The 26,829-nt window shown below is 61.4% G+C and carries 21 protein-coding genes and 2 pseudogenes; 13 read left to right on the forward strand and 10 right to left on the reverse strand.

The features are described from left to right. Window positions 1-19: 19 nt before the first annotated feature. The 6 genes from ACZ5Y5_RS20370 to ACZ5Y5_RS20395 all read right to left on the reverse strand — a co-directional run bounded on the left by ACZ5Y5_RS20370 (window position 20) and on the right by ACZ5Y5_RS20395 (window position 8,932). Window positions 20-1,621, reverse strand: coding sequence for an AMP-binding protein (locus ACZ5Y5_RS20370; RefSeq protein WP_464811905.1), 1,602 nt, complete (start codon window positions 1,619-1,621; stop codon window positions 20-22). Continuing rightward, window positions 1,618-3,156, reverse strand: a complete 1,539-nt coding sequence (locus tag ACZ5Y5_RS20375) for an acyl-CoA synthetase (RefSeq protein WP_464811906.1) — start codon at window positions 3,154-3,156, stop codon at window positions 1,618-1,620. Before ACZ5Y5_RS20375 ends, ACZ5Y5_RS20370 begins: the two co-directional genes overlap by 4 nt. 20 nt (window positions 3,157-3,176) lie before the next feature. Further along, window positions 3,177-4,619, reverse strand: coding sequence for a coniferyl aldehyde dehydrogenase (locus ACZ5Y5_RS20380; RefSeq protein WP_464811646.1), 1,443 nt, complete (start codon window positions 4,617-4,619; stop codon window positions 3,177-3,179). After that, complete coding sequence (locus ACZ5Y5_RS20385; protein WP_464811647.1) at window positions 4,616-5,737, reverse strand: NAD(P)-dependent alcohol dehydrogenase; 1,122 nt, start codon at window positions 5,735-5,737, stop codon at window positions 4,616-4,618. The genes ACZ5Y5_RS20380 and ACZ5Y5_RS20385 overlap by 4 nt, the downstream gene beginning before the upstream one ends. A 10-nt stretch (window positions 5,738-5,747) precedes the next feature. After that, complete coding sequence (locus ACZ5Y5_RS20390; protein ID WP_464811648.1) at window positions 5,748-7,046, reverse strand: cytochrome P450; 1,299 nt, start codon at window positions 7,044-7,046, stop codon at window positions 5,748-5,750. A gap of 131 nt (window positions 7,047-7,177) precedes the next feature. Then, entirely contained in the window at window positions 7,178-8,932 is a 1,755-nt protein-coding gene (locus ACZ5Y5_RS20395) for an N-acyl-D-amino-acid deacylase family protein (protein WP_464811649.1), read from the reverse strand. Between the two features lie 113 nt (window positions 8,933-9,045). Between ACZ5Y5_RS20395 and ACZ5Y5_RS20400 the strand changes: the two genes are divergently transcribed. The 9 genes from ACZ5Y5_RS20400 to ACZ5Y5_RS20440 all read left to right on the forward strand — a co-directional run bounded on the left by ACZ5Y5_RS20400 (window position 9,046) and on the right by ACZ5Y5_RS20440 (window position 17,239). Further along, window positions 9,046-9,696, forward strand: a complete 651-nt coding sequence (locus ACZ5Y5_RS20400) for a TetR/AcrR family transcriptional regulator (RefSeq protein ID WP_464811650.1) — start codon at window positions 9,046-9,048, stop codon at window positions 9,694-9,696. A gap of 67 nt (window positions 9,697-9,763) precedes the next feature. Further along, entirely contained in the window at window positions 9,764-10,525 is a 762-nt protein-coding gene (locus ACZ5Y5_RS20405; protein ID WP_464811651.1) for an SDR family NAD(P)-dependent oxidoreductase, read from the forward strand. Then, a complete protein-coding gene (locus ACZ5Y5_RS20410; protein WP_464811652.1) occupies window positions 10,518-10,946 on the forward strand; it encodes a GFA family protein in 429 nt (142 codons plus the stop codon). Before ACZ5Y5_RS20405 ends, ACZ5Y5_RS20410 begins: the two co-directional genes overlap by 8 nt. Window positions 10,947-11,060: 114 nt before the next feature. Then, complete coding sequence (locus ACZ5Y5_RS20415) at window positions 11,061-12,818, forward strand: N-acyl-D-amino-acid deacylase family protein (RefSeq protein WP_464811653.1); 1,758 nt, start codon at window positions 11,061-11,063, stop codon at window positions 12,816-12,818. 31 nt (window positions 12,819-12,849) lie between these two features. Next, on the forward strand, window positions 12,850-14,037 hold the full coding sequence (locus ACZ5Y5_RS20420; protein ID WP_464811654.1) for a phosphotransferase: 1,188 nt from the start codon (window positions 12,850-12,852) through the stop codon (window positions 14,035-14,037). Window positions 14,038-14,106: 69 nt separating this feature from the next. Further along, on the forward strand, window positions 14,107-14,982 hold the full coding sequence (locus ACZ5Y5_RS20425) for an alpha/beta fold hydrolase (protein ID WP_464811655.1): 876 nt from the start codon (window positions 14,107-14,109) through the stop codon (window positions 14,980-14,982). A gap of 78 nt (window positions 14,983-15,060) precedes the next feature. Beyond that, window positions 15,061-15,906: an SDR family NAD(P)-dependent oxidoreductase gene (locus ACZ5Y5_RS20430; protein WP_464811656.1), complete on the forward strand. Its 846-nt coding sequence runs from the start codon at window positions 15,061-15,063 to the stop codon at window positions 15,904-15,906. Window positions 15,907-15,940: 34 nt separating this feature from the next. Then, entirely contained in the window at window positions 15,941-16,318 is a 378-nt protein-coding gene (locus ACZ5Y5_RS20435) for an EthD domain-containing protein (protein ID WP_464811657.1), read from the forward strand. Window positions 16,319-16,363: 45 nt separating this feature from the next. Next, on the forward strand, window positions 16,364-17,239 hold the full coding sequence (locus ACZ5Y5_RS20440; protein ID WP_464811658.1) for an enoyl-CoA hydratase: 876 nt from the start codon (window positions 16,364-16,366) through the stop codon (window positions 17,237-17,239). 203 nt (window positions 17,240-17,442) lie between these two features. Here the strand turns inward: ACZ5Y5_RS20440 and ACZ5Y5_RS20445 are convergent. After that, a pseudogene (locus ACZ5Y5_RS20445) lies at window positions 17,443-18,599 on the reverse strand (IS110 family RNA-guided transposase). 147 nt (window positions 18,600-18,746) lie between these two features. Here ACZ5Y5_RS20445 and ACZ5Y5_RS20450 point away from each other — a divergent pair. The 3 genes and pseudogenes from ACZ5Y5_RS20450 to ACZ5Y5_RS20460 all read left to right on the forward strand — a co-directional run bounded on the left by ACZ5Y5_RS20450 (window position 18,747) and on the right by ACZ5Y5_RS20460 (window position 20,999). Beyond that, window positions 18,747-19,094: a transposase gene (locus ACZ5Y5_RS20450; protein WP_464811659.1), complete on the forward strand. Its 348-nt coding sequence runs from the start codon at window positions 18,747-18,749 to the stop codon at window positions 19,092-19,094. A 21-nt stretch (window positions 19,095-19,115) separates the two neighbouring features. Next, complete coding sequence (locus ACZ5Y5_RS20455; protein WP_464811913.1) at window positions 19,116-19,682, forward strand: transposase; 567 nt, start codon at window positions 19,116-19,118, stop codon at window positions 19,680-19,682. A 161-nt stretch (window positions 19,683-19,843) separates the two neighbouring features. Continuing rightward, a pseudogene (locus ACZ5Y5_RS20460) lies at window positions 19,844-20,999 on the forward strand (IS110 family RNA-guided transposase). Window positions 21,000-21,352: 353 nt separating this feature from the next. On the opposite strand, the gene ACZ5Y5_RS20465 reads toward ACZ5Y5_RS20460, so the two are convergent. The 3 genes from ACZ5Y5_RS20465 to ACZ5Y5_RS20475 all read right to left on the reverse strand — a co-directional run bounded on the left by ACZ5Y5_RS20465 (window position 21,353) and on the right by ACZ5Y5_RS20475 (window position 24,394). Further along, window positions 21,353-22,318, reverse strand: coding sequence for an oxidoreductase (locus ACZ5Y5_RS20465; RefSeq protein ID WP_464811660.1), 966 nt, complete (start codon window positions 22,316-22,318; stop codon window positions 21,353-21,355). 13 nt (window positions 22,319-22,331) lie between these two features. Next, window positions 22,332-23,105: an SDR family NAD(P)-dependent oxidoreductase gene (locus tag ACZ5Y5_RS20470; RefSeq protein WP_464811661.1), complete on the reverse strand. Its 774-nt coding sequence runs from the start codon at window positions 23,103-23,105 to the stop codon at window positions 22,332-22,334. 104 nt (window positions 23,106-23,209) lie between these two features. Beyond that, window positions 23,210-24,394, reverse strand: a complete 1,185-nt coding sequence (locus ACZ5Y5_RS20475; RefSeq protein WP_464811662.1) for an acyl-CoA dehydrogenase family protein — start codon at window positions 24,392-24,394, stop codon at window positions 23,210-23,212. A gap of 147 nt (window positions 24,395-24,541) precedes the next feature. Here ACZ5Y5_RS20475 and ACZ5Y5_RS20480 point away from each other — a divergent pair, with 147 nt between their 5' ends. Beyond that, on the forward strand, window positions 24,542-26,695 hold the full coding sequence (locus ACZ5Y5_RS20480) for a TonB-dependent receptor (protein WP_464811663.1): 2,154 nt from the start codon (window positions 24,542-24,544) through the stop codon (window positions 26,693-26,695). Window positions 26,696-26,829: the final 134 nt, after the last annotated feature.

Below are 26,829 nucleotides of genomic sequence, written 5' to 3' on the forward strand. Positions count from 1 at the left end.
TTTCTTCGAGGGAAGGAGATCAGGCCGCGACGGGAATCAGGCCCTGCTTTTCCAGCAGGGCGATACATTCCCGTTCGATCGGCTTTTCGGAAACGGTCTTGGGAACGACATCCAGCGGCTGCCAGATTTCCGGCACCTCATTCTTCTGCAATTCCCCGGCAGCCCATCTCGCCAGTTCTTCAGTCGTGGCTCCCGGCGTCAGGACGACAGCGGCAACCAGCGTCTTTTCCCCGGCCACATTTTGGGGGGTGGCGACGCCATAGACATAGGCGTCCTGCACCAGGGGCGACTTGGCGAGCACGGTTTCGACCAGCGTCGTGTTGACGAAGTCGCCGTTGCGGCGAACCCCGCCACCGGCGCGATGACGAAAGAAGAACCAGCCATCCTCATCGACATGAACGATATCGCCGGTCCGGAACCAGCCGCCGCCAGTCTTGTCCCCGCTAGCCCTCTCGTTTCGAAAATATGTGACGGCCTCGGCCTCACCGGTTTCGGGGCGGAAGCAGAGTTCGCCGCCGACAAAGGGAGGGCACGGGTTGCCATTCTCGTCGAAAACGGCGGCCAGAAGCCCGCGCGGCGGTTTGCCCATCGAACCTTTGGGACCCTCGCCATTCCGGTTAATCAAAACGCCGCCCGCTTCGGTACTGCCATAGACTTCGGTGATCTGCACGCCGAAGCGCCGCTCATATTCGCCCCAAAGCGACGCGGGCATGCCCGATGCGATGATCAGGCGAACCGGATTGTCGGCATCGTCGGGCTTTTCCGGCACCGAGTAGATTTCCGGGATCATGCCGCCCAGCAGCGTGAAGACTGTGCAGCCATAGTGTCTGCAAATATCCCACAGCCGCGTCTTGGTGAATTTACGGCTGAGGACGACGCGAAGGCCGAGCGACAGGCCGATGCACAGGCTGGAGTGCGCATTAATGTGGCAAAGCGGCAACCCGGTATAGACCGTGTCTTCCTGCTCCACGCCCAGCGCCCGCAAGCCTCTGGCGGACTTCACATAACTCAGGTGCGAACGCACGACCGCCTTCGGGTGCCCTGTCGTTCCGGAGGTGAACATCATGAACATGGGCGAGCGCTGGTCCGGCACCACCGTCTGGAGGGCGGCGGCGTCGTCGGGCAGCGCTGCGTCATAATGCTGGGTGCGCAGACCGTTCGCCTCGATCGTCTGCCCCTGGGCATCGACCACCAACACGTCCTTCAGGAAGGGCAGATCCTTCGCCACGTTGCCAAGCGCATCGAGCGCGTAGCGACCGGCGATTACCACGGGGCTTTCGACGAAGTTCAGCATGTAGGTGAGCTTTTCGCCCATGCTGCGCGGATCGACCGGCACGAAGACCGCGCCAATATAGGAGGCCGCGATCATCGCCTCGACAAATTCGACATGGTTCTGGAGCATCAGCGCAAAGCGATCCCCTTCCCCCACACCATGGCGTTGCAGCCAAAGCGCCAGACGTCGACCGTTCCGTTCGAGCTGAGAAAAGCTCCGCCGGTCCTCCTGGAAGCCGCCGCCCGGCAGCGGATCGACGATGGTCAGCACCTCGAAATCGGGCAACAGCCTTGCCTGCCCTTCGACAAGGCGAGCGATGTCGTTGGGCTTGGCTGCGTCCCTCGTCATGCTACGGCTCCAGCGGCAGACTTATATTGATCGCGCAGCAAACGCTTGAAGAGTTTGCCGGTCGGCTCTCGCGGCAATTCCTCCATGAAGTCAATTTGCCGCGGCGTCTTGACGCCACCCAGTCGCTCACGGGCATAGCTGCGCAGTTCTTGCGCCAGTTCCGGCCCGGCGTCGGCCCAGTTCCTCGGCTGCACGACTGCGACGACCTTTTCCCCCATGTCGGGGTCTGGCGCGCCGATCACGGCAACATCCGCCACCTTGGGATGCACCGTCAGCATATTCTCGATTTCCTGCGGATAGATATTCACGCCACCGGAGATGATCATGAAGCTCTTGCGGTCCGTCAGATAGAGATAGCCTTCCTCATCGACCCAGCCGATATCGCCAAGGGTCGACCAGCCATGACTATTATAGGCTGACCGGGTCTTCGCCTCGTCATTATGGTAGGTGAATTTGGGCCCGCCTTCGAAATAGATGGCGCCTTCGCTGCGGGCGGGCAGCACATTGCCCTCCTCATCGCAGACGCGGAGCGCGCCGATATAGGCCCTGCCGACCGAGCCCCGGTGCGACAGCCATTCTTCGGGCGAAATCATGGTCAGGCCGTTATTTTCTGTCCCGCCATAATATTCGTGGATGATCGGGCCCCACCAGTCGATCATCGCCTGCTTGACGGGCACCGGGCACGGTGCCGCCGCATGCAAGGCGATCTGCATCGACGACACGTCATATTTCAGCCGGACATCCTCGTCCAGTTGGAGCATGCGGTTGAAGTGCGTCGGCACCCATTGCGACGCGGTGATCTTGTAAGTCTGGATCAGCTCAAGGGCACGCTCGGCATCGAACCGATCCATAACGATCACCGTACCGCCAAGCCGCTGGATCAGCATCGCCCAGCGCAAGGGTCCGGCATGGTAAAGCGGCGCGGGCGAGAGATAGATTGTGTCCCCGCCCATGCCGAAACGAGTCCGTGCCACGGCCATCAGTGGCGTCTGGCCATCGATTGGCTCGCCTGGAACGATAGGCTTGCGCACGCCCTTCGGCCGGCCGGTCGTCCCCGACGAATAGAGCATGTCGGTGCCCGCCATCTCGTCCGAAATGGGCGTCGCGGGCAATTGCGCGACGGCTGCGGTAAGGCCGGGCGCGTCGGGCTCGTGTCCGTCGACCAGCACCATGGTCGGCTGCGCGCCGCTGTCATGCGCCGCGCGCAACAAGGGCAGCGTCTTTCGCGAACCGACGACGATCCGCGCGCCGCAGTCGTTCAGGATATAGGCCAGATCCTCGCCCGACAGCGTGTGCGAAAGACAGGTATAGTAAAGACCCGAGCGCTGCGCTGACCATACCAGCGGGAAAAGCCATTCGTGGTTTTCCAGAACGATCGCTACGGTGTCGCCTACATTCAGCCCCTGGTCGCGCCAATAATGGGCAAGCCGATTGGACCGCGCCTCCAGCGTCGCATAGTCAACCGCTTTGCCAGTGGCGGCCATGACATAGGCAGGCTTGTTCGGGAATTCTTTGGCGTGATGACTGGGATGCATGACCTTAAATCCACAATGTTTCAGCGACCGATGATAGTGCTCACAAGCTTGCGCGCGCGATCGTCATAGGGCGGCCGGAAGGCTTTGAGCGGGCCGAGATCCCGACCGATCTGCCGATAGACGGCCTTGCGATGACTGAATTCGACGAAGCCGTCCCGCCCGTGATAGACCCCCATGCCCGATGGGCCGATGCCGCCGAACGGCAGGTTTTCCTGCGCGCAATGCATGATCACGTCGTTGACGCACATGCCGCCCGACGTCGTATGGGACTTAAGCAGCTGCTCTTCCTGCCTGTCCGCGCCAAAATAATAGAGCGCCAGCGGACGATCGCCGGCATTGATCTGATCGACGACCTCGGAAAGTGAAGAATAGCGCATGACTGGGAGCAGAGGCCCGAATATTTCGTCCTTCATCACGTCCATGTCCGGATGTGCGTCGAGGATCAACGTGGGCGCGATGCGGCGGTGTTGCTGCTGCTCGAAATGTTCGCCGGCGGGATTAATCTCGACCACGCGCCCTCCCTTCGCCCGCGCATCGGCGATATAGCCGCGCAGCCGGTCAAAATGCCGGTTGGAGATGATCGCGGTATAGTCGACATTGTCCTTGATCGTCGGCAGCATCTCCCCCACCGCGCGACGCGCCTCATCGACGAAGCGCTCCTCTTGGCTCTGCGGGACATAGACATGGTCGGGCGCCAGGCAGATTTGCCCAGCATTGAGTATCTTGCCCGACATGATCCGCGTCGCGGTCGTGGCAAGATGCGCGCCCTGCCCTATCACCACCGGGCTCTTCCCCCCAAGTTCCAGGGTCACAGGGACGAGATTTTCTGACGCCGCGCGCATAACGTGTTTGGCGATGGACCCGGCGCCGGTGAAGATGAGATGATCGAACGGCAGCGAGGTGAAGGCGGCGCCTACGGTGGCGTCGCCATTCACCACGGCGATCTCGGCCGCGGAGAAACGACTGCTGATCAGTTCTTCCAGAAGCTCCGCCGTCCTGGGGGTCAGTTCCGAAGGCTTAACCATCGCCCTGTTTCCCGCGGCCAGCACATTCGCCAGCGGCGAGAACACCAGCCCCACCGGGAAATTCCAGGGCGACACGACGCCGATCACGCCCTTGGGCTGAAACTCCACCACCGCCCGCGCTCCGAAAAGCGACAGCAGCCAAGGATCGACAGGCCGCCGTTCGGGTCGCATCCATTTCTTCAGGTGCTTGCGGGAATGCTGCAAGGCGGCCACCGGCGTCATGATGTCCGTTATCAAGCTGGCGTGCAGCGACCGATTGCCGAAATCCGCGCTGATCGCCTGTTCGAACCGACCGGCATTTTCCTTCAGCAGCGCGATGCAGCGATCGATCCGATCGATGCGCGTAGCCGCGTCCGGCGAACCATCGGCAAGGTGAGCGGCGCGCTGCCCATGCAAAATCGCCGCCAGCCGGTCCTGAAGCACCTCTTTCTCGCTCATTTCTGCTCGCTCATCACTAATATGGGCTTCAGGCAGCGGCCCGCCGCCTGCTCGGAAATCGCCTGATTTATATCCGGGAAGGGATAGGTGGTGAGCAGCTTCTCGAAGGGGAAGCGCCCGTTCGCCTGCATCGCTAGCAGCTCGGGAATGAATATCTGGGGATCGCTGTCCCCTTCCATCACCCCGATGATCCGGGCGCCGTTCTGGACCACGAGCCCGAACCGCAGTGACACCGTCTGCCCGGGTTTCTGCGGCGCGGCGACCAGCGCGCAGACGCCGCGTTTCGCCAGACACTGGACCGCGGCGTCGATAACGGCGGGAACCCCCGTCATGTCGATGCTATAGTCCGCGCCGGCCGGTACGATCCTCCTGATTTCGCCGGCAAGATCGTCGCTTTCCCCCGGATCGACCGCATGGGTAGCGCCCAGTTCGATGGCTAGTTGTCTGCGGGCGGCCACCGGCTCTACGACGATGATCGCCGTACATCCCCGCGCAGCCGCTGCCATGACGGCGCTCATCCCCACTGAACCCGCGCCGAAGATGACGAGCGAAGACCCGTCCGCGCAATCAAGTGCGTTGAGGACCGCGCCGGCGCCCGTCTGGATGCCGCAGCCCAGCGGTCCCAACAATTCCACGGGCAGGTTGCTTTCGACCCGCACAACATTTCGCCGAGGCGCGATGACGCGCTCCGCAAAGGAGGACTGGCCGAAAAAGTGGCTGCCGATCGCGCCCGCGTCGTCGCTCAGGGCGGTGCTCCCGTCGAGCCTGCGGCCCAAGAAGTTCAGGGGCGCGAAGTCGCGGCAATAAGCGGGGCTATGATCCGTGCAGGAGGGGCATTGCCCGCAGGACGAAAAGCTCAGCACGACCGTGTCGCCTGCGGCAAGATCATCCACCCCGGCGCCGACCTGTTCCACCACGCCGGACGCCTCATGTCCCAGCACGACCGGCATGGGAACGGGAATGATCTGATCGCGGGCCGCCAGGTCGGTATGACAGATGCCGACGCCCGCGACCCGGATGAGCACCTCATCGTCGCGGGGCGTGTCGATTTCCAGATCTTCTAACGAGAAGTCGCCCCCGACCTCCCGCGAAACAGCCGCCCTGATCTTGCGCTTCATGGTTGCCTGCTCAAGCTGCAATTTTGTCGGATCCGCCAGCACGCGGCTTAAACCTAATCGGAAAACGCTTGAGCCCGCCCACGAAGTTCGACTCGACCCAGGCAGGCTCTCCCGCCAGCTCGAAACTTTCCGCGCGGCTCAGCAATTCCTCGAAGAAGATGCGCATTTCCATCTTGGCCAGATGCTGGCCAAGGCAGACGTGCGGGCCATAGCCGAAGGCGACATGACGCGCCGGCTTGCGGCTGATATCGAACGAAAACGGCGCTTCGAAAACATCTTCGTCGCGATTGGCGGACGGATAGCACATCATCAGCGCCTCGCCTTCGCGGATCGTCTGCCCACGCAATTCATAATTCCTGGTGGCGGTCCGGAAGAAATGCGTCACCGGAGAGACCCAGCGCAGCATCTCGTCGATCGCCGAGGGCATGAGGCTGAGATCGTCGCGCAGCTTCGCCAGCTGGTCGGGGTGCTGGATAAGCGCCAGAAGTCCGCCGGCGGTCGTTGAACTGGTCGTGTCATGTCCCGCCGTCGCGGCGAGAATGAGATAGGACAATGCTTCCTGGCGTCCGATCGGTTCGCCATTGACCTTTGCGGTCGAAATCAGGGTTGCCAGATCGTCGGCCGGGTTCTTGCGCCGTTCCGCAATCAGTGCTTCGAAATAGTCGAAGAAGGACTGGACGGTCGAGATGATATCCACCTTCTCGGTTTTGATGTCCGGATCGTCCGGCCCGAATATCTGCTGGGTCAACTGAAGCATTTTGGGCTCGTCTTCCGCCGGCACGCCCATGATGTGCATGACCACGCGCAGCGGATACCAGCTCGCGACGTCGCGCATGAAGTCGCACTCGCCACCCATGGCGATCATCTTGTCGACATAGTTGCGCGCGTAACCACGCAGCTCGCCTTCGATTGCCTTCAGCCGCGCCGGCATGAACCAGGCCTGCGTCAGCTTGCGATGGGCCATATGGTTGGCGCCGTCCATGTTAGTGAGATTGTTGAGCAGGAAGGGCCGGCCCCCAGTGATCTTCTTGATCTGCTCATCCACCGCAGTCCGGCGCAAAAGGGTGCGCGGCGCGTTGAGGAAATTGTCCTTGGCGAGTTCGACTTCCTGAACGTCGGCATGTTTGCTCACGACCCAGAAGGGCGCGTAGGCATCAGGCTCGACCCAAAGCAGCGGCGCTTCGGCACGCAATCTCGTGAAAAGCTGATGATAGCGCGCAGGTTCCGTGTAGAGCTTCTCATCGACAATGATGTTGCCGACCGCTCGTGCGCTGTCATTGCTGTTCAGGGGAATACCCTCGATATTCATTCGATATTACTCCGCAACTTCCATGGCAGCCTTTGCTCTCGCAAAGCGCGGTATTTGAAATGCAAATCAAGCTGCCTTCCGCAGCGGCAGGCAAATTGATGCGGCGGCTGTGCGCCGCCGCCTCGCCAAAGTCATTCGGCGGCCGTCGCCAGAAATTCGCTGTCGTCATTCGCGGGAAGCAGCGTGCCTGGAACGGCCTTGGTCGCCACGCCGTCGATGAACGTGGTCACGCCATTGACCAGCACCCGGTGATAGCCGCCGGAGTCGACCAGACGACGCCAGTCTCCGCCCGGCATGTCCCGCACGATCTTGTGACGGGTGCGATCGAGATAGAGGTCATCGAGGTCATAGATGATGAGGTCGGCCCAGAAGCCCGGCAGCAGAGCGCCGCGTTCCTTCAAGTGGAGGCATTGCGCCACCTTGAAGCTCAGCTGATAATGCATGTCCTCAAGGCTGATCACCTTCTGCTCGCGCACCATGCGAATGATCATTTCGGTCGCATAGCAGCCGCTCGAAAACGCTTTGGTATGCGCGCCGCCATCAGAAACGCCAGCGGAAACCGCCGGATGGGCCAGCAGGCGCGCGCCGAGCGTGCCGTCCATCGCGGAATAGGGGGTGGATTTGAGCTCCAAATCGAGATCAGAACGCAGGGCAAGGTCGCAAAGCGTCGCCACGACCGACTGCCCGTTTTCCTTAGCGACCTCGTCCAGCGTCCGGCCGACATATTTCTGAAGAGCGGGATCTTGGTTCATCCGAATGATGGTCTGACCCTCGAAGCCGCCCGCGCCATTGGCGGGGCCGCCTCTCGCATAATCCTCTTCGAATTCGCGCACGAAATCGGGGTCGGCAAGCAGCTGGCGGATTTCGTCATCCGACTGGCAACCAATCAGCTTGCGCACGCCCCAAAGCTGGCCGGCAGCCGTATCGAGGTCGCGGATGCCTGCTTCCACCCAGCCCGCGTGCAGCAATGTGGCAGCGATGACATCCAGACCGTCCGCGCGCAGACCGTCCAGCCAAGCGAGGTCCGCCGTGATCATCTCCGGCACGCCATCGGCGGCGAGGAAGATGTTGTGGATCACGCGGACGCCCGAACCCTTCGCCATGCGAGCGACCTTTTCCGTCACGCCCGCATTGCCGTAGCCGCCGATTTTGGCCAGCATCTGAATGATCCCCTCGCCGCGGTCGACCAAGGCGCGGCAAATCTCGACGATATCATCGTCATGAAGGGCATCGGTCGGCATCGCCGTGCCGTCATAATCGAGGTGGGAATTGCCATCCATGCCCATGACGGACATCGAAATGCCGACCGCGCCATGATCCATAGCCTCGTTGATCAGCTTGTGCATCTCCGCCATTTCGGCGGCGGTCGGGCGACGCGACTTCGCGCCGTCAACGCCCATGACATAGATCATCAAGGGGTTGAGCGGCAGATAGGTCAAGATGTTGACGCTCTTAGGCAGCGAGCGCAGCAGTTGCAGATATTCCGGGAAAGTCTCCCAGTCCCACGAGAGGGCGATGCGTTGCTGCTCGACCGGAATCTGCTCCGTCGTCGCGAGCATCGCCATCGTGCGCTCCCGATCGGATGCGCGGACCGGCGCGACGCTGAAGCCGCAATTGGCGTTCAGGATCGTGGTAACGCCATGCTCGCCCGAATCCATGCAGTGCGGACTCCAGAACAGAGCCGCGTCATAATGGGCGTGCTGGGTGATGTAGCCCGGCGCGACGATCTTGCCCGCGGCGTCGATGATCTCGTCCGCCGTGACCTTGCCCAACTGTCCAACGGCAGCAACCTTGCCGCCCTTGATGCCGATGTCGCCAGTGAAGATCGGGGTGCCGGTGCCATCGATGATCCGGCCGTTCCGTATAAGGCTGTCGAAGTGCGACATTTAAACTCTCCATCCGAAGGAGTCTCGGCTCCGTCTCGGCAACTTCATGCGACACTTTGCGTCACTTGTCAATTGACGGACAACGAATTAATTATGCATCCAATTAACATAGAATGGAAGTGGGAATAGTGGGCAACAATCGCAACGCGCTTCAACGCCCCCAAGTGGCCCGCGCGGCCGAAGATTGCTTCCGGCGCCACGGCGTGCGCTCGACCTCCATGAAGGTGGTTGCCGATGCCCTGGGAGTAGCGCGCCAGACGCTCTATAGAGTCTTCGAAAATCGCATCATGCTGCTCGAATATATCGCGAACGAGCGGATCACGGCGTTAAGCGACCGGCTCAAATGCGATTTCGCGCATTTTCATTCGTTGCGGGAAGCGCTCGTCGACGGATCGCTCCTCGCCCTCGAGTCGCGGTACAACGATCCGCTGCTGGAGGAAATTTTCTCGGACAGCGAAGATCGCGACCTTGAACAATTCCGCTTTCGCGGGTCGCCGGAAATCCAGGGCAGCATGCTCGGCATTTGGGCGCCGCTGATCGAGCGTGCGCGCGCGGCATGCGAATTGCGCCCGAACCTAAGCAATGAACAGGTCGTCGAATGGATCAGAAACATTCATGCAGCCATCGCGCTGCGCGATGATTATTCCGCCGAGACACAGCGGCAGATCTTCACGCATTTCCTCGTCCCTTCTATATTGATCGACGAGAGCGCGCCTCTGCCCAACTACAGCATGGCGCTTGTTGACAACATACATAGGTTGTAACATGTGTCAGTCAGGTCCGGCGGCGCGCATCGGCGCTGATGACGCCGCATGGTCAAAGGAGAGGCCAATGTTCGAACTCAATGGAAAGGTGGCCCTCGTCACCGGCGCACAGAAGGGCATCGGCCGCCGCATTGCCGAAATGCTGCGCAGCAGCGGCGCGACGGTCGTCGCATCTGATATCAACTCCGCTGACGCCGAGCAGTCGGCAGGACGCTTCCTCCAGCATGACGTCACGGACGCGGAGCAGTGGCGGTCCGTGCTCGCCGACATCGCCGGCAATGAAGGCCGACTCGACATCCTCGTCAACAATGCGGGGATCATCCTCAACAAGCCGTTTCTCGACACCAGCCTCGACGAGTTCCGCAACATCAACCGGATCAATGTCGAAAGCGTCTGGATGGGCATGCAGGCGGCCGCGCCCCTGATGACCGCGAGCGGCGGCGGATCGATCGTCAACCTGTCCTCCATTTATGGACAGATCGCCGGCCCCGTGCAGGCCGCCTACTCGGCGACCAAGGGCGCCGTCAGACTGATGACGAAGGGCGTCGCGGTGGAATTCGCCCGCAACGGCTCGAAGATCCGCGTCAATTCGGTCCATCCTGGCCCTGTGAACACCGACCTTGGCGTCAGCGGGTTGCTGCCGGGCGTCGCAGCCGGCCGATTCGCCGATATGGATGCGGCCAAAGCCTTTGTCGCGGCGAACTTCCCGATGGGCCGCTGGGCCGAGGTCGATGATATCGCCGGCGCCGTTCTTTTCCTGTCGTCCGACGCATCGAAGTTCATGACGGGCACGGAGTTGGTGGTGGATGGAGGCTATTCCATTGTCTGATCCTGCGGTTCCGAACGAACATCTGGCCGGCGGATGCCTTTGCGGCGCGATCCGTTACAAGGTCAATGGCGAGGCGAAGTCCACTGTGCTCTGCCACTGCACCCATTGCCAGCGGGGGAGCGGCTCGGCCTTTTCGGTCAATCTGTTTGTCACGCCGGATCAAATATTGCTGGATGGTAATCCCGCGCGTTACGACGACCGCAGCGAAAGCGGCAATCCGGTCGAGCGTTTCTTTTGCCCGCGTTGCGGATCGAGTCTGTATTCCCGGCTATCAACCGGATTGATCGCGATCAAGGCGGGAACATTGGACAAGACTGCCGGAATCCGTCCGACCGGGCAGTTCTGGCAACGGAGCGCTCAGTCGTGGATCGGTGAACTGAACCAGTTGCCGGGATACGCAACGGTTCCAGCCAAGACCTGACCGGAGGTAATTCGCCAAAGTACAGGGCAGCCGCGTGAGACTTTAAGATAATGAGACGGCGAACATCGGGACCATTTCACCGGTCCGGGTTGCGTCGGAACAGGAGAGATGATCATGACCAGATTCGACACCATAATCCGCCGTGGCAATATCGTGGATGGAACCGGCTCGCCTGCCTTTCCCGGCGATGTCGGCATCATCGACGGTCGCATCGCCGCGGTTGGCAACTTAAGGGGTGCGACCGCTGCCGAGGAGATCGACGCTCGCGGAAAGATCGTCGCGCCCGGCTATATCACCCAGCATTCCCATTATGACGCCGCGCTGTTCTGGAGTCCGCATTGCATGGATTCGGGCCAGCATGGCGTGACCAGCATCCTTTACGCCAATTGCGGCTTCAGCATCGCGCCGGTGCGCCCTGCGGACATCGAGCGCACCATGGAGATGCTGTCGACGACCGAGCAGATTCCGGTCGAGCAGCAGCGCATCGCCCTGCCCTGGGACTGGGAGACGTTCCCGCAATATCTGGAGCGGGTCCGCGCTTTGCCGAAAAGCGTGAACGTCATGACCTACATGCCCATGAACCCGCTTCTAATCTATGTCATGGGCATCGACGCGGCGAAGTCGCGCCGGCCGACTGCGGAAGAGATGAAGGAGATGCACCGCCTGATCAACGAGGCGATGGATCACGGCGCCATGGGCATTTCCATGTCGGTGATGGGGATCGAAGGCAATTCCCATGTCGATTATGACGGTTCGCCGATGCCGACCGACAGCCTGCATGACGACGATATCGTTGAGCTGGTGCGGGCCTTGGCGGAACGCGGCGAAGGGATCGTCCAGCTGCTCGCCCAGATCGCCCATTATGGCAATCGCGCCGTCACCGAAAAAGTTGCGCGCATGGCAAAGGGATCGGGCGTTCGCGTGATCCATGATACGTTCCTCGCCTCCGTGGAAGCGGTCGAGATGACCGATTGCGACCTGGCCTGGATCGACGGCTTGCGCGCCGAGGGGCTGGACGTCGTGGCGGCGACCAATCTGTTCTGCGGCTGGGTCGAGGCTGGGATCAGGGATCTTGATACGGCTGCGGGCCAGCTCAACGGCGTTCGCAAGCTCATCGCCTGCCAGAATGACGACGAAATCCGCGCCCTGCTCGCCGATCGAGACTTTGTGGCCGAGTTCGCGGCGGAATATGCGGAGAAGGGCGCAAGTAACGGCGCAGGCGGCTTTGAAGGACAGATCGTCATCGAGGTGGGCAGCGACCCCGCGCTTCAGAAATATCTCGGCATGACCTTGGCGGATATTGCGGGGGAACGTGGGACCAGCGTCGTGGAGGCGCTCTGTGACCTCGCATTGGCGACCGACCTCGCGCTCCAGATCAAGTCGCGTCCCTGGGCTGCGGAAAATGCCCAGCTCGGCGCGCGTCTCCTGCGGCACACCGCCGTTTCGTCGGGCGTGTCCGATGGCGGCGCGCACACCAAGGCTTTTTCCAGCGGCTCCTACGGCACCGAAATGATGGTGCGCATGGTCCGTGAGCAAAAGGCCATGACGGTCGAGCAAATGCACCATCAGCAAAGCCTGAAGATCGCCCGCATCCTGCACATCAAGGACCGCGGCGCGCTCCTCCCCGGCTTCTGGGCCGATATCCTCATCTACGACCCCGACGCGCTTTATTTCGACCGCACCCGCTTCGGCATCGTCAATGATTTGCCCGGCGGCGACTGGCGCAGGCTGGCGCATTCGGGCGGATATGACCGGATTCTCGTAAACGGCGTGACCACTTTCCGGCAGGACCAATATACGCGCGAGATACCGGGCCGCTTCCTTTCCGGCAGCAATGACGGCGGCGACATATTCGCGGTGGCGGCTGAATGACCGCCCATGGCATCGCTGAGGGGAGCTTGATATGAATCTGATCGCCAATGTCGGCGCCTTCGCGCGCCGGTCGGAAGTGGCGGCGCATGTCGCCGCCGACCGGCTTCTCAAACCCGCGGCCCGCACGGCCAAGGATGTTCCTTATGCATGGGAAGCGGTCACCACCGATTGGCTGACCGCAACCCTGTGCGCCCATGTGCCCGGCGGACAAATTCTGGACTTCGCGCCGACCAGCGGTTCGGTCGGCACATCGACGCGTCAGGGTTTTCGACTGACCCGCAATGACGCGGCGATCGCGGGCGGCGTGCCCGAGCGTATCTTCACCAAATCCACGCCCATCCTCATGCAACGATTGCTGCTGGGATTATCCCACTGTGTCGACGGTGAAGTGGGCTTCTACAACAGCTTCCGCAATCAGGTCGAGATGGAAGCGCCATTAGGCTATCATGCGTGCCTCGCGCCCCGTTCGCTGCGGTCGATGGTGATCATGGAAGATGTCGTTGCCACGAAGGGCGCTGAGTTCAATACGCAGGGCGAAGCAGTTTCAAAGGCGCAGATGGCCGACCTGTTGGGCAGCCTGGCGCGTCTCCATGCCAAATTCTGGAACAGTTCGAGCCTGGCCGCCCACAAGTGGCTGCGCGATACCGTGACCTATCTGCACGGCAATCATCAGTTCCTTCAGATGGCGCATTGGGGCGACATCGGGATGGAGGCGGCGCCTCATCTGATCCCGGCAAGGCTCCAAGGGCGGATCGACGACATCTGGAACGGCATCATGCGCTGGAACAACGTCTCGGCTGCGTCGATGCCGTTCACCCTCCTGCATGGCGACGCGCACATCGCGCAGACCTATGTGACGCGAGAAGGACGCATGGGCTTTTCGGACTGGCAGGTGTTGCTGAAAGGGTCCTGGGCCTGGGACGTGGCGTATATCGTCAGCACGGGCCTGGAGATCGAGGATCGGCGGTCATGGGAGCGCGACCTTCTCGCATCCTACCTCGCCGATCTGGAAGCGGCTGGCGGTCCTGCGATCAATCGGGACGAGGCTTGGGACGCCTATCGCGCCAATATCCCCTATGCATTCATGGCATGGGCCTTCACCATCGGCCACAACAGCGCGACCCAGTCGGTGCAGCCGGCGCTGACGACGGAAAGGCTGGTGCAGCGAACTGCCGTAGCGATGGACGATCTCGACTCCATCCGAGCGACGGAAATCTAGCGCTGGATCGTTCCCGGCGGTGACGACCGCCGCCGCCTTTCCGATCTGATCATATGTTCGAGGACCATCGTGGACGCATTTTCCCCTACCAGCCATTCCTATATCTCGAGCCGTTTGAAGCTGCATTATGTCGACTGGGGAAATGCAGGCGCGCCTCTGGTGGTACTCGTCCATGGCGGCCTTGACCATTGTCGCAGCTGGGACTGGACGGCGCGCAGGCTGCAACCGGACTGGCATGTCGTCGCGATTGATCTGCGCGGTCACGGGGATAGCGCCTGGTCTTCGGACGGGCGCTATTCGGTGGACAGCTTTGTGGCCGACCTCGCCCAGTTCCTCCACCAAAAGCGCGAAACAGCGGCCCGTATCGTCGCTCATTCCCTTGGCGGCCATGTGGCGAGCCGATATGCCGCCATCTATCCCGAGAAGGTTGAGAAGCTGGTGCTTGTCGAGGGGCTCGGATGGTCCGAGAAGCTACAACGTGAGCAGGACGCGACCCCCCTTCGCGAACGGCTGCGGGCCTCTTACGAAAAACGCCGGCTGCTTTCGGGCCGTAGCCTGAGGAGATATAGCTCGCTGGAGAGCGCCATCGACCGTATGCGGGAGGAAAATCCCAATCTTTCGCTCGAACAGGCGACCCATCTGACCCGATATGGGGTCAGTCAGAATGAGGACGGAAGCTACAGCTGGAAGTTCGACAATTACGCGCGGTTGATGTCCCCCTGTGATCTCGACGGCCCCCAGATACAGGCTTTATGGCGCGCCATCACCTGCCCCACGCTGCTCATGTACGGACTGGACAGTTGGGCCACGAGCCCCCGCATCGACGGGAGGATCGATTATTTCAACTATGCGCATCTGATCGAGTATGAGCGCGCGGGACACTGGCCCCACCATGATCGATTTGAGACTTTCATCACCGACGTTCGCGCCTTTCTGGCGGACTGACAGGAAACGGACGCTCACGGGGTGGGCCCACGAACCGGCTGGGCGACCGAGACAATCGTAAACTCTATGGAGACAGCAATGACGCGACGTTTGGACGGGCGGGTCGCTCTGGTCACAGGGGCGGGCCGCATGAGGGGCATCGGGCGGGCGACGGCCCTGCGCCTCGCGTCGGAGGGCGCGGCGGTGGTCGTATCCGCCGCGCCGAGGGATGCTTCATCCTATCCGGCCGAAGAGAAGGCTTGCGGATGGCGCGGCGCGCAGTCTGTCGCCGATGAGATCGCGGCAAGCGGCGGAAGGGCCATCGCAGTGGACTGCGACGTCCGCGACACCGGACAGGTGGAGGCCCTGTTCGAGCGCGCGTCAGCGGAGATCGGCATTCCCGACGCGATCGTCAACAACGCCGGCACCGCCGGCGGAGCGGGCGGCGCTCCCCTGCTCGATCTGTCCGACGCCGAATGGCTGGCCGCCATCGACATCAATCTCAACGGCGCCTTCCGCGTTTGCCGTGCCGCGGGAAAGCAGCTGCGCGCATCCGGCAAGCCCGGCGCGATCGTTAATATCGGATCGCTCGCGTCGCGCATGGGCATGATCAATTATGGCGGATATTGCGCTTCCAAATTCGGCCTCATCGGCCTCACCCAGCAACTGGCGCTGGAACTTGCGCAACATGGCATCCGCGTGAACGCCGTTTGTCCAGGATCGGTCGACACCGACATGATGGACGGAACCTTCCATCGCACGGCCGACCGATCGACCAGGGCGGATTTCGACATGGTCAAAAGCGCCGTCGCAAAAAGTATTCCGCTGCGCCGTCAGGGCAGTCCGGAAGAACCGGCCGCGGCCATCGCCTATCTTCTGGGGCCGGACGCCGCCTATGTCACCGGTCAGACGCTAAACGTCGACGGCGGTTTCCGGATGGACTGATGCCCTGGCCACGCGCCCTCCGACGGAGTGCACTATGATCAAGCTGATATTTTGCATCAGGCGCCTGCCGACGCTGACATTCGAGCAATTCTCGACCTATTGGCGCGACACCCATGCTCCGCTCGTTCGGGAAGTGGCGCCATTGCTGAACATCAGTCGCTATGTTCAAAGCCGGCCGCAGCGGCTCGCGCAACTGGACCCGGTGATTGCCGCTCGCGGGGTATCGGCGGACGGTTATGACGGGGTTGCCGAACTCTGGTGGCGCTGCATGGACGATCTGCTTCGCGCCGGCGCGAGCCGGGACGGACGCGACGCCGGCCGTCGACTGTTGAACGATGAGCGCAACTTCATCGACCTGGAGAGATCGAGCCTGTTCTTCACGGAAGAAGAGGTGGTCATATCCGGCTCCTGAGCAGGACAGCGGACCTCATACATATCGGAAGGCGGGAAGACGCAGATGAGCGAATTGGTGAAGATGTGCAAGGAAGGCGCGGTCGCCATGGTGACCCTCAACCGGCCCGAGGCCATGAACGCGCTTTCGAGCGCGATGCGCAAGTCCCTGTTCGACGCCCTCTCCTCTCTGGAAAGCGACGATGAGGTGCGCGCCATCGTCCTCACCGGCGAAGGCGAGCGAGCATTCACCGCGGGGCTCGACCTCAAGGAGCTTGGCGCGGACCCGGACGCTCTGGAGGCAGCATTGAGCGACAATGGCGAGCATAACCCCGTCAAAGCGATCGAGATGTGCTGCAAACCGATCGTCGGCGCTATCAATGGCGTCGCAATCACCGGCGGGCTTGAAGTCGCCCTGGCCTGCGATGTGCTGATCGCCTCGACCCAGGCGCGCTTTGCCGACACGCATGCGCGCGTGGGTATTCTGCCGGGCTGGGGTCTGTCGCAGAAATTGTCGCGCCTGATCGGTATTTCGCGCGCGAAGGAGATGTCGTTCACCGGCAATTTCCTTGACGCGGCAACGGCCGAGCGGTGGGGCCTGATCAATCATGTCGTGCCGCCCGCAGACCTGTTGCCGATGGCGATCGGCCTCGCCAAGGATATGGCAAGTATCGAGCCTTCGACATTGCGTAACTACAAGCAACTGATCGACAAGGGGTATGCCGCTTCCTTCGGCGATGCCCTGGGCATCGAACTGCGCACGTCGAAAGAGGCCAATGCCGGGGTCGAACCGGCTCAGGTCGAGGCGCGGCGGCGTGAGGTGCAGAGCCGGGGCCGGGCTCATGAGACCTCACATGACGGGGTACCGGGTCAAGAGGTATCATCTCTCTGCATTGACGATCTCCACGGCATCCAGGATCCAGGCTTGGGCCCGTTTGCATGACGCGGCTCGAGTGGTCGAACCTGGTCCAGCTCACATGCGGTCGCCGTTCTGAACGGCTGCACCAATATCCCGCTTGCGGCGGGCACGGGCTCAGGAGGCGGGACCAGTCTTTTAGTCGGCGTCTGAAGCCAGCAGCCAGTTTCGGTTCGCTTCCTGGATCCACGGGGCTGATCAGGCCCCGGGAACTATAAAACTCGTCGAGGTCAGGTGGTCTTCAAGACCGCGCCGTCGATCGCCACGCCGGCGGTGACGTATTTCCACAGCGCAATGAGCAGCTTGCGGGCGCGAGCCACGATCATCGGCTTGCGCAGGCGCCCGCCATTGCGCTCCACGCGCTGGTGGAACCAGCGGGCCAGCGCCGACTCCGGCTGGTTGCGCAACCACAGCCACGCCAGCTCGACCATCGTCGTTCGCAGCCGGACATTGCCGGCTTTGCACACGCCTTGTTCGTGGCTGACGGAGCCGCTTTGCCAGGGGGTGGGCGCCAAGCCCGCATAGGCGGCCACCTGCCGCCGGTTGTCGAAGTGGCGGAACAGCCCTTCCGAGTGAAGGATAGCGGCGAACTCAGGGCCGATGCCTTTGAGGCACATGAGCATCGTAGCCGGTGTGTTGTTGGCCTCCGCTGTCACGAGCGAGTTGCGCTCCGCCTCGACGGCTTTGATCTGATCCATCAGCAACTCGAACCGGTCGAGTTCACGGTCGATCTGCGCCTTGAGGTGCTGCGAGATCGGTCGGCCATCGCCGGTACGCAGTTCCTCCAGCTGTTCGCGGCGGTCGCGACGTATCGGCTCGTAACCGGTGATGCCTTGCCCAAAGAGCAGGCCCTTGATGCGATTGATGTGCCGCGTTCGTTCGGTGATGAGAACCTTGCGCTCGCGGGTGATCCGGCGCCGGTCTTCCGCCTCCGCGCTCGGCACTCGCACCATGGCGCAGACACGGGCTCGCCGCGCTTGTACGCCAGCAGCGCCCGCACAAGCGCCTCGCCATCGATCTTATCGGTCTTGGCGCGCCGACGCCGACGCGAGGTCGCTATCGAAGCCGGATCGACGACATGGCTTTCGATATTCTCCTGCTCCAGCACACGGTGGATCCAGAAGCCGTCCAGGCCAGCCTCCTGAATGACGATGACGCCGTAATCGTACCCGGTGCGCGCACTAGCCTTACCGCGCAGATCCGCAAAGCGCGCCAGCAGACCGGCGATGTCGCCAGCACGCACGCTATGCTTCGACAGCCGCTCGCCAGCACCCGGCGACAGCGAGGTCACCAGCCATATCGATTTACTCAGTTCCATCGAAACAAAGATCGCGCCAAGATCGGTACGGATAGCGGCGAGCGTTGCGGGTCGATCAGCTACAAGCATGGTTGCCTCCACAGGGTTCTGGACTGCAAACCTCACTCTGCCAGAGCAACAGCTGCTATCCACCCGCCATGGGATCTGTGCGCGGGTGGGCGTAGACAGAGGCGTTGATAGCTGGTTCTATGGGCTTTCCAAAAAGGAGAGCAGCGGATGGCGCAACGTTCGATTGGTCAGGAGCGGTTTGGTTTTGTTGGACGCGAGCGGACGACTTCGTCGCTCGACGCGCTTGCCTCCCTGATCGATTGGAACCCGATCGCGGTGCTCCTTGATCCGCTCTACCCGGCCGCGAAGGGCGAACCCGCCTGGCCGCCGCTGGCGATGTTAAAGGCGCTGCTGCTGTCGATCTGGTACGATCTGTCGGATGTAAAGCTGGCCGAGGCGCTCGACGATCGAGCCTCCTTCCGCCGGTTCTGCGGATTTTCCGCGAACGAAGCGACGCCTGAACGTACCGCGTTCGTCAGATTTCGCAGGCTACTGGTTGCCCATAAGCCTGACTGAACATTGTTTGAAGCCGTGACCATGCAACTCAAATCAAAGGCGGTAACGGTCAAGACCGGGACACTGGTCGATGCCACCATCATTGTTTCGGCAACTGAGGATGATGATGAGGCGCGCTGGGTAAAGCATAAGGGAAAACGGGCTGTTCATGGGTTCAAAGCCCATGTCGGCGCCGATGCTGATACGGCGCTGGTCGAGGAAGTGTCGATCACATCGGCGAATATCAATGATGGGAAAGCCGGTCCCGACGCACTGCCCGAGAACCCTGGCGAAGTGTTTGCCGACAGCGCGTACCGCGGCAATCACTTTCGCGATGCCGTGCGTGCAAAAGGCAGCACTCCCCGGATCGTCGCCACCGGGATGTGGGGCCGCGATGAAGCCGAAACGCTGCGCAAGCTCCATGAATGGAGTCAACCGATCCATCGCGTCCGCGGTCGGATCGAGAAGATCTTCGGGACATGGAAGCGATGCTACGGCCTGCGCCGAATGCGATGGCGAGGTCTCGCCAAAGCCGCCGTCCAAGTCCACCTCACCGCCATCGCCTACAACCTCAAGCGCACAATGAATATTCTCTCCGTCCCAGCGTGATATGCCTCCGCCTACGAAACAAACGCCGGATCGAACACACGTCGAATATTCGAGCGATTTAAGAGTGCTACGCCCACCCGCGCACAGATCCCATGACGAGGTGGATAGCGACCGACACTCTGGCGGAGTGAGTTTGCTGACCACACTCTCAGGAGGCCGATATGCAGATTGCAACTCACCGTCCCCAAGCGTCGACCGCTATCCGGACCGATCTTGGCGCGATTTTCGTCTCAATGGAACTGAGCCGATCTATCTGGCTGATCACCTCGCTTTTGCCCGGCAGCGGCGAGAAGCTGTCGAAGCATGTAGTGCGCGCCGGAGATATCGCCGGGCTAATGGCGCGCTTTACCCAGCTGCGAGCAAAAGCGCGGGCGCGAACAGGATGCAGCTATCCGATAATTGTCATACAGGAAGCCGGCCTTGACGGCTTTTGGATCCACCGTGTTTTGTGCAAGGAGGGGATAGAAAGTCACGTCGTGGATCCCGCTTCAATTGCGACCTCACGCCGTCGTCGCCGCGCAAAGACCGACCGGATCGACGGCGAGGCGTTGGTCCGGGCCTTGTTAGCCCACAAGCGAGGGGAACCGCGTGTGTGCGCGATGGTCGGTGCCAACATCCGAAGAGGAGGACCGACGTCGTATCTGCCGCGAACGCAAGGTTCTGATCGCGGATCGGATTCGCCACGTCAATCGAGTCAAAGGCCTGCTCTTCGCGCAGGGGGTGACAGGCTATCAGCCGCTGCGCCGCGACCGGCTGGAAGAACTCGTGACTGGCGATGGGCGTCCGCTACCGATGCATCTGAAAGTCCAGATTGGCCGCGAACTCGACCGGCTCGAACTGCTGCTCGAGCAGATAAGAGCGGTGGTGGCCGAGCGGGACACGCTGCTTGCCGGGGAACCCACCGCCATGCCGGCACCAGCCGCAATGCTGCTCGACATCAAGGGCATTGGCCCCGAGTTCGCCGCTATTCTCTGGTCGGAAGGCTCGTTCCGGCATTTCGACAACCGGAGACAGGTCGCTGCTTATGCGGGGCTGGCGCCAACGCCCTGGCAGAGTGGATCGGTGGACCGCGAACAGGGTGTGTCAAAGGCGGGGAACCCCAGGCTGCGCACAACGCTGATCCAACTGGCCTGGCTGTGGCTTCGCAACCAACCAGAATCGGCGCTTGCCCAATGGTATCAGCAACGGGTCCGACTGAACGGTGGCCGGCTAAAGAAATCGATGGTCGTGGCCTTGGCGCGCAAGCTGCTGGTCGCGCTGTGGAAATATGTCTCCGCCGGTGTCGTCATCGAGGGCGCGTTGATGAAAGCCGCTTGACCCATTATCCAACCGTCATTCCAATCCTCAGGACCTGATCAGTTCTGACGGATCCAGGTAGACGAACCGAATGAGACCGTGGCTTCCAAAGCCGTCGCACAGAATGGTTTCGTCTTCCTGAGCCCAGCCGCCGCAAGCGGGATATTGGTGCAGCCGTCACGAACGGCGACCGAATGTGAGGTTGATCGTGCTCGGTAACGTGCCGCGTCTTGTCGAAGGGCTCAGGCCTCGGATACGCAAATACGGGAGATCCTCAATGTCGCCTTAGCTTGCCCTTGACCCCAATCTGGTCATGTGAGGTCTCATCAGTAGCCATCGGCTCGGCGCGGATCCCCTTCTCGTCGTCCGTCCGATCAACCCGTCAGGTTGCACCCGGTCATGGCTTCGGACAGTTCCCACAGCCGTTCCGCAGCCATGGGATCGGTTGCCCAGGATGCGACGCCCTTGCGTCCAAGCCCCTCGACATTCGGGGCCGCGATATCGCAATCCTCGCAATAGACGCCGCCCAGACCATCCAGCGCCGGACTCGTGGCGCACCACAGGCTGGTGGCGGCGCCCTGCTCCACCGTCTTGCGATCGCGCGCCGGGTCTATGATCAGATTACCGGCGTCGTCCCGCGTTCTGAACGCGGCGATCTCCTCTTCACTGAGATGCCGGGCAAGGCCCGTGGCGATCTGACCGGGATGGACGGAAAAGGCCCTGACGCCGTGGCGCTGACCGCGCTGATCGAGCGCGAGCGCGAACAGCGCGTTCGCCGTCTTGGACTGGCCATAGGCTTGCCATTTGTCATAGGGCCTATGCTTGAAATCTATGTCGTCGAAATCAACGCCGCAAATCTGGTGCGCGCGCGACGATACGGACACCACCCGCGCGCCATCGGCAGCCAAAGCGGGCCAGAGACGGCACAACAGGCGGAAATGGCCAAGATGGTTGGTGGCGAACTGCATCTCCCGGCCGAAACGGTCCCGTGCAAGCGGAGTGGCCATGATCCCCGCGCTGTTGATCAACAAGGAAATGGCGGAATTCCGCCCCATGACATCCGCGCAGAAGCTGTCGATCGAAACCGGGTCCGACAGATCCATTGCGAATATATCCACACCCCCCAGGCCCGTCATGCGATCCTGCGCCCTGACGATATCCCGCGCAGGAACGATGACGTGTGCCCCGCATTCAACAAGGGCGCGAATCGTCACGAGGCCGATACCGGAATAGCCGCCGGTGACGATCGCCGTCTTTCCCGACATGTCCACATCGCGCATGACGTCGGCCGCCGTGCTGCCGGCGCTGAAACCGGATGGAAGCGGATGTTGCGGCGTCATGCGGCGGCCCCCGTCACAAGGTCTGGCCGTCATCGACGGAAAATACCGAACCCGTCACCTGGCTGCTGATCGAGGAACAAAGATAGAGCAGCATCGGGTCCAGCGCGTCGATATCCATCAGGCGCGACCGGGGAAATCCGGCCAGCAGCTTCTTGCCCTTCTCCGTCTCCCACAGACCGTCGGTCATGTCCGTGGCCATGTATCCCGGTTGCAGGATGTTGACGTTGATGCCCTTCCCCGCCCAATCCTTCGCCATGGTCCGGCCAAGCTGCGTCGCGGCCGCCTTGCTCGCCGCATAGGCGCCGATGGAGCTTGGCACCCAATCCGCCGTGACGGAGGAGATGATGACGATGCGCCCATGACGTCTTTCCGGCGATCCCTGCGCGATCATCCGCTTCGCGCCCTCTCGGCAGGTGAGGAAGACACCCCGGACATTGGCGGCCAGAATTTTGTCGAATTCCTGCACCGGCATGCCCAAAGTGCTGGTTCCCGAACTGACGCCCGCATTCGCGACCACCGTGTCGACCGGCCCCAGCGCCTTTTCGGCAGCGTCGAATGCCTGTATCGTGGATTCCTCCTCCGTGACATCCATGGGCACAGCCACCGCCCTGCCGCCCCGCTTCTCGATTTCCTCTTGAAGGGAAAGCAGCAACTCCACGCGCCGCGCCGCAAGGACCACCCGGGCGCCGTTGGCGGCGAGTATTTCGGCAAATCTTCGGCCGGTGCCCGATGAAGCTCCGGTCACCATCACGGTCCTGTTACGGAGATCGAAATTGAAGCCAGTCACCTTGATGGAACCTCCCTCGGGAACGAATGACACATCGCAGATAATGAATTAATCAGGTAACTACACTTAGCAGCGACAGAAGGCAAATGTGGTCGGCCTTCAATTTACCTGTTGATCGCCCGCCACGCGATCATCTTCTGCACTTCGGTCGCACCGCCGTAGATCGTTTGCGCCCTCTCAAACAAATAGGTCGGCGCCGCCAGCATCTGCCATTCCGGCACCAAGGGGGCAACGCGCCCCCAATTGCTGGCGCGCCGATCCAGCGCGGGCGCCGCGAGCCGCCCCGCTAACTCCATCTGCAATTCCGTCACCCTTTGAGCCATTTCCGTGCAGAGAATTTTCAGCCCTGCCACAGTGGCCGCATTGGCGTCGTCTATCAAAGCTCTGAGCACGGATATTTCCAGAATATCGACCTCTGCCCGACACGCGGCAAGAGCGCGATTAAACGCATCTATCCTGCCGGGCGTCCACCGCTGCTCCGCCGCGATCAGCACCGAGCGGGCCTGCAGAAGGTCCAGATCCATACGTTTACGCCCGATATGGGCATAGGAGAGACGTTCATTCTTCAAAAGGACGTTGGCATAATGCCACGCCCGCCCCTCCTCGCCGATCCTGTTGGCGACTGGCACCTTGACATTGTCGAACACCACCCGGTTGAGTTCATGCGTCCCATCGATGGAAATGATCGGAAGAACGCTGATCCCAGGCAGATCCATGGGCGCACAGATGAGCGATATGCCGTCCTGCCTCCGCGCTTCATGAGAGGTGCGGGCCAGACAGAATATCCAGTCAGCCCAGTGCGCACCGGAGGTCCAGATTTTCACGCCGTCCAGAATATAGTCATTCCCTTCCCGCCGCGCCGCGAAGCGCAAACCGGCAAGGTCCGAGCCCGCTTCCGGTTCGGAATAGCCCTGCGCCCAAAGAATTTGGGACTCGAGAATATCCGGCAGCCAGCGGGCCTTTTGTTCCGCACTGCCGAATGCGCAGATGATCGGGCCTATATAAAGAAGCGCCATGGGAATGAGGTTTGGCGCACCCGCGCGTTCCAGTTCCTCGTCGAAGATCATGCGCTGCATCGCAGACCAGCCCGTGCCGCCATATTCCGCCGGCCAGGTGACGCCGAGCCAGCCCCGGGTGTGCAGCGCCCGTTGGGAACGAACATGATCGTCGCGATCGAGAAACTGCCCGCGACGCATTTTCGCCAATATGTCCGCCGGATATTCCGACGCGAAGAAGCTTCGGACTTCCTCCCGAAAAACAACATCTTCCACGCTGACCTCGAGGTCCATGACGACGCGACTCCAAAAAAAACAGGGGTGCAGTCTAAACACCCCTTTGCAAATGGCAATTAATCGGGTAATTAGGGTGAAATTTTTTCGGTCGACCTGTTCGGCCGCATAGTAGGCCAGCCGTTAGAAAAGGCGCAGGGAGAGCATATGAAATCCGCATATCTACGTTCGGGATTGGTAGGGGCTGCTTTGGTCGCACTGATGCCGCATATGGCGCTGGCGCAGGAAGCGTCCAGCGAATCCAGTGGCGAAATCATCGTCACGGCCATGAAGCGCGGCCAGAATCTGCAGGAAATTCCGGCTGCCATCTCGGCAGTCTCGGGTGAGGAACTGCAGTCGCGCGGCCTCACGAATATCGAGGATATCGCCAGCGCCGTTCCGAACCTGAACTTCGGCGAACATACCGGCACGACCCTGATCACCATCCGCGGCGTTGGCTCCACGGTCGATTCCGGCGTGACCGAACCGACGGTCGCGACGTATGTGGACGGCGTTTTTCTGCCCAGGGCCACCATGGCGCTGCTGCGCGCGGTCGACATCGACCGCATCGAAGTCCTGCGGGGTCCGCAGGGTACGCTGTACGGCCGGAACGCGACCGGCGGCGCGGTGAATTTCGTCTCGCAGGCGCCGTCGCATGATTTCACGGGCGCCGTCACGCTCTCGACCGGCAGCCGTGATGCCTTCGGCGCCAACGGCTTCATTTCCGGCCCGATCGCCGATGGGGTCTATTTCCGCGTGAGCGGCGGCCACGAGGAAGAAGATGGCTATGTAAAGGTTCTCAACACCGGTCAGCGGCTTGGAAACACCAATGTCGACTATGTGCGCGGCGCGCTGCGCTTCGAACCGTCGGCAGACCTCTCGCTGGATCTCTCGGCTCGCTATGAAAGGTCGACCAGCGCCAACGCGATCCAGCAGGCGCTGACGCCTACTTTCCTGCCGACGCCCAACCAGACCATCGCGAAAAACAAGCTTTACGCAGACGCCCCGTTCAACGGCGATGTCGAAACGCTGGTCCTGGCGGGAACGGTGAACTGGAAGTTCAACGATGCGATCTCGATGCGGTCGATAACCAGCTATGTCGACCATAAGAGCAAGGTGAGCTTCGATGCCGACGCCACCGATATCGGTGCGATCTATGTGACGGATTTTTCGCGTCCCTCCGAATCTTTCGGCCAGGAAATCAATTTCCTGGGCGACAGCGACCGCTTCAACTGGATCGTCGGCCTCTATTATTTCGAGGAGAAGGCCGGAAACTCGATCCCGCTGGGTCTGGGCCCGGTGACCGACGCGTCCTATCTCGTCCAGACGGTCGATACCAAGACCAAGTCCTTTGCGGCATTTGCCGACGGCACCTATGATCTGACCGATAAGCTGAAGATCAACCTTGGCCTTCGCTACAATCACGAGAAAAAGAATTTCAGCCAGGATCTCTTCCTGTCGTCGCCCGCCGGCGTCACCATCATCGCACAGGATGTAAAGTCGAGGCTCAAGTCGAACAGAGTTCTTCCGAAGGTCAACTTGCAATATGACGTGACCGATGGCGTCAATCTCTACGCCCAATGGTCGCGCGGCTTCAAATCAGGCGGACAGAATCTGCCTGGTGGTGACGGCGCCAGTCTGGGCGCAGCCGGACTTTATGGTTCGGAATCGCTGGATGCCTATGAAATCGGCGTGAAATCGCAGACGGCGGATCGCCGGATCACCGCCAACCTCGCTGCATTTTATTATGATTATTCCGACCTTCAGGTGACCATCACCATTCCGCCGACGACCACCTTCGTTCAGAATGCGCCGGCGCGGGTCTATGGCGTCGAATCCGAGTTCAGCTTCCGGGTGACCGACGCCTTCAGGATCGACGCTTCGGCCAACTGGCTGCATGCGCGCTTCCGCGATTTCTTCAGCTTCGACGACGCCCATCCTGCACTGGGAACCCAGAATCTGAACGGTCGCGCGCTGCCGCACGCTCCTGATTTCACCGCTCGCCTGGCGGCCGAATATCGCATCGAGATTCCGGGCGACGTCTTCGGCGATCTGACGCTCCGAGGCGATGTCAACTATTCCGACCGGGTGGTCCTGCGCTACTTTGGCACGGACAACGACAGTCAGAAAGCCTATTGGCAGGGCAATCTGTCGGCATCGCTTACCAGCGAAGACGGCAAGAACACGGTTCGGGCCTTCGTCAACAATGTCGGCAACAAGCTGTATTTGCGCAACAGCACCTATCTCGGGGCGTTCGGAGCCTATTTCGGCAACTACGCGCCACCGCGCACCTGGGGCGTCTCCGCAACGCGCAAATTCTGATTGTGGCGATAAGCGACAGTTTCTGAACGCAACGGCCGGGCTCTCTGACGAGAGTCCGGTCGTTGCAGTTGATCTATCCGTCCGATGGGCCCCCATGATGCCGGACAAGTCGTCAACCGCAGAGATTAACGAGC

This window comes from Sphingobium sp. TomTYG65, from assembly GCF_055395525.1.

Coding starts and splice junctions, on each gene's coding strand:
- ACZ5Y5_RS20370 (WP_464811905.1), bottom strand. CDS start 1,621: ATGACGAGGGACGCAGCCAAGCCCAACGACATCGCTCGCCTTGTCGAA.
- ACZ5Y5_RS20375 (WP_464811906.1), bottom strand. CDS start 3,156: ATGCATCCCAGTCATCACGCCAAAGAATTCCCGAACAAGCCTGCCTAT.
- ACZ5Y5_RS20380 (WP_464811646.1), bottom strand. CDS start 4,619: ATGAGCGAGAAAGAGGTGCTTCAGGACCGGCTGGCGGCGATTTTGCAT.
- ACZ5Y5_RS20385 (WP_464811647.1), bottom strand. CDS start 5,737: ATGAAGCGCAAGATCAGGGCGGCTGTTTCGCGGGAGGTCGGGGGCGAC.
- ACZ5Y5_RS20390 (WP_464811648.1), bottom strand. CDS start 7,046: ATGAATATCGAGGGTATTCCCCTGAACAGCAATGACAGCGCACGAGCG.
- ACZ5Y5_RS20395 (WP_464811649.1), bottom strand. CDS start 8,932: ATGTCGCACTTCGACAGCCTTATACGGAACGGCCGGATCATCGATGGC.
- ACZ5Y5_RS20400 (WP_464811650.1), top strand. CDS start 9,046: ATGGAAGTGGGAATAGTGGGCAACAATCGCAACGCGCTTCAACGCCCC.
- ACZ5Y5_RS20405 (WP_464811651.1), top strand. CDS start 9,764: ATGTTCGAACTCAATGGAAAGGTGGCCCTCGTCACCGGCGCACAGAAG.
- ACZ5Y5_RS20415 (WP_464811653.1), top strand. CDS start 11,061: ATGACCAGATTCGACACCATAATCCGCCGTGGCAATATCGTGGATGGA.
- ACZ5Y5_RS20420 (WP_464811654.1), top strand. CDS start 12,850: ATGAATCTGATCGCCAATGTCGGCGCCTTCGCGCGCCGGTCGGAAGTG.
- ACZ5Y5_RS20430 (WP_464811656.1), top strand. CDS start 15,061: ATGACGCGACGTTTGGACGGGCGGGTCGCTCTGGTCACAGGGGCGGGC.
- ACZ5Y5_RS20435 (WP_464811657.1), top strand. CDS start 15,941: ATGATCAAGCTGATATTTTGCATCAGGCGCCTGCCGACGCTGACATTC.
- ACZ5Y5_RS20440 (WP_464811658.1), top strand. CDS start 16,364: ATGAGCGAATTGGTGAAGATGTGCAAGGAAGGCGCGGTCGCCATGGTG.
- ACZ5Y5_RS20450 (WP_464811659.1), top strand. CDS start 18,747: ATGGCGCAACGTTCGATTGGTCAGGAGCGGTTTGGTTTTGTTGGACGC.
- ACZ5Y5_RS20455 (WP_464811913.1), top strand. CDS start 19,116: ATGCAACTCAAATCAAAGGCGGTAACGGTCAAGACCGGGACACTGGTC.
- ACZ5Y5_RS20465 (WP_464811660.1), bottom strand. CDS start 22,318: ATGACGCCGCAACATCCGCTTCCATCCGGTTTCAGCGCCGGCAGCACG.
- ACZ5Y5_RS20475 (WP_464811662.1), bottom strand. CDS start 24,394: ATGGACCTCGAGGTCAGCGTGGAAGATGTTGTTTTTCGGGAGGAAGTC.
- ACZ5Y5_RS20480 (WP_464811663.1), top strand. CDS start 24,542: ATGAAATCCGCATATCTACGTTCGGGATTGGTAGGGGCTGCTTTGGTC.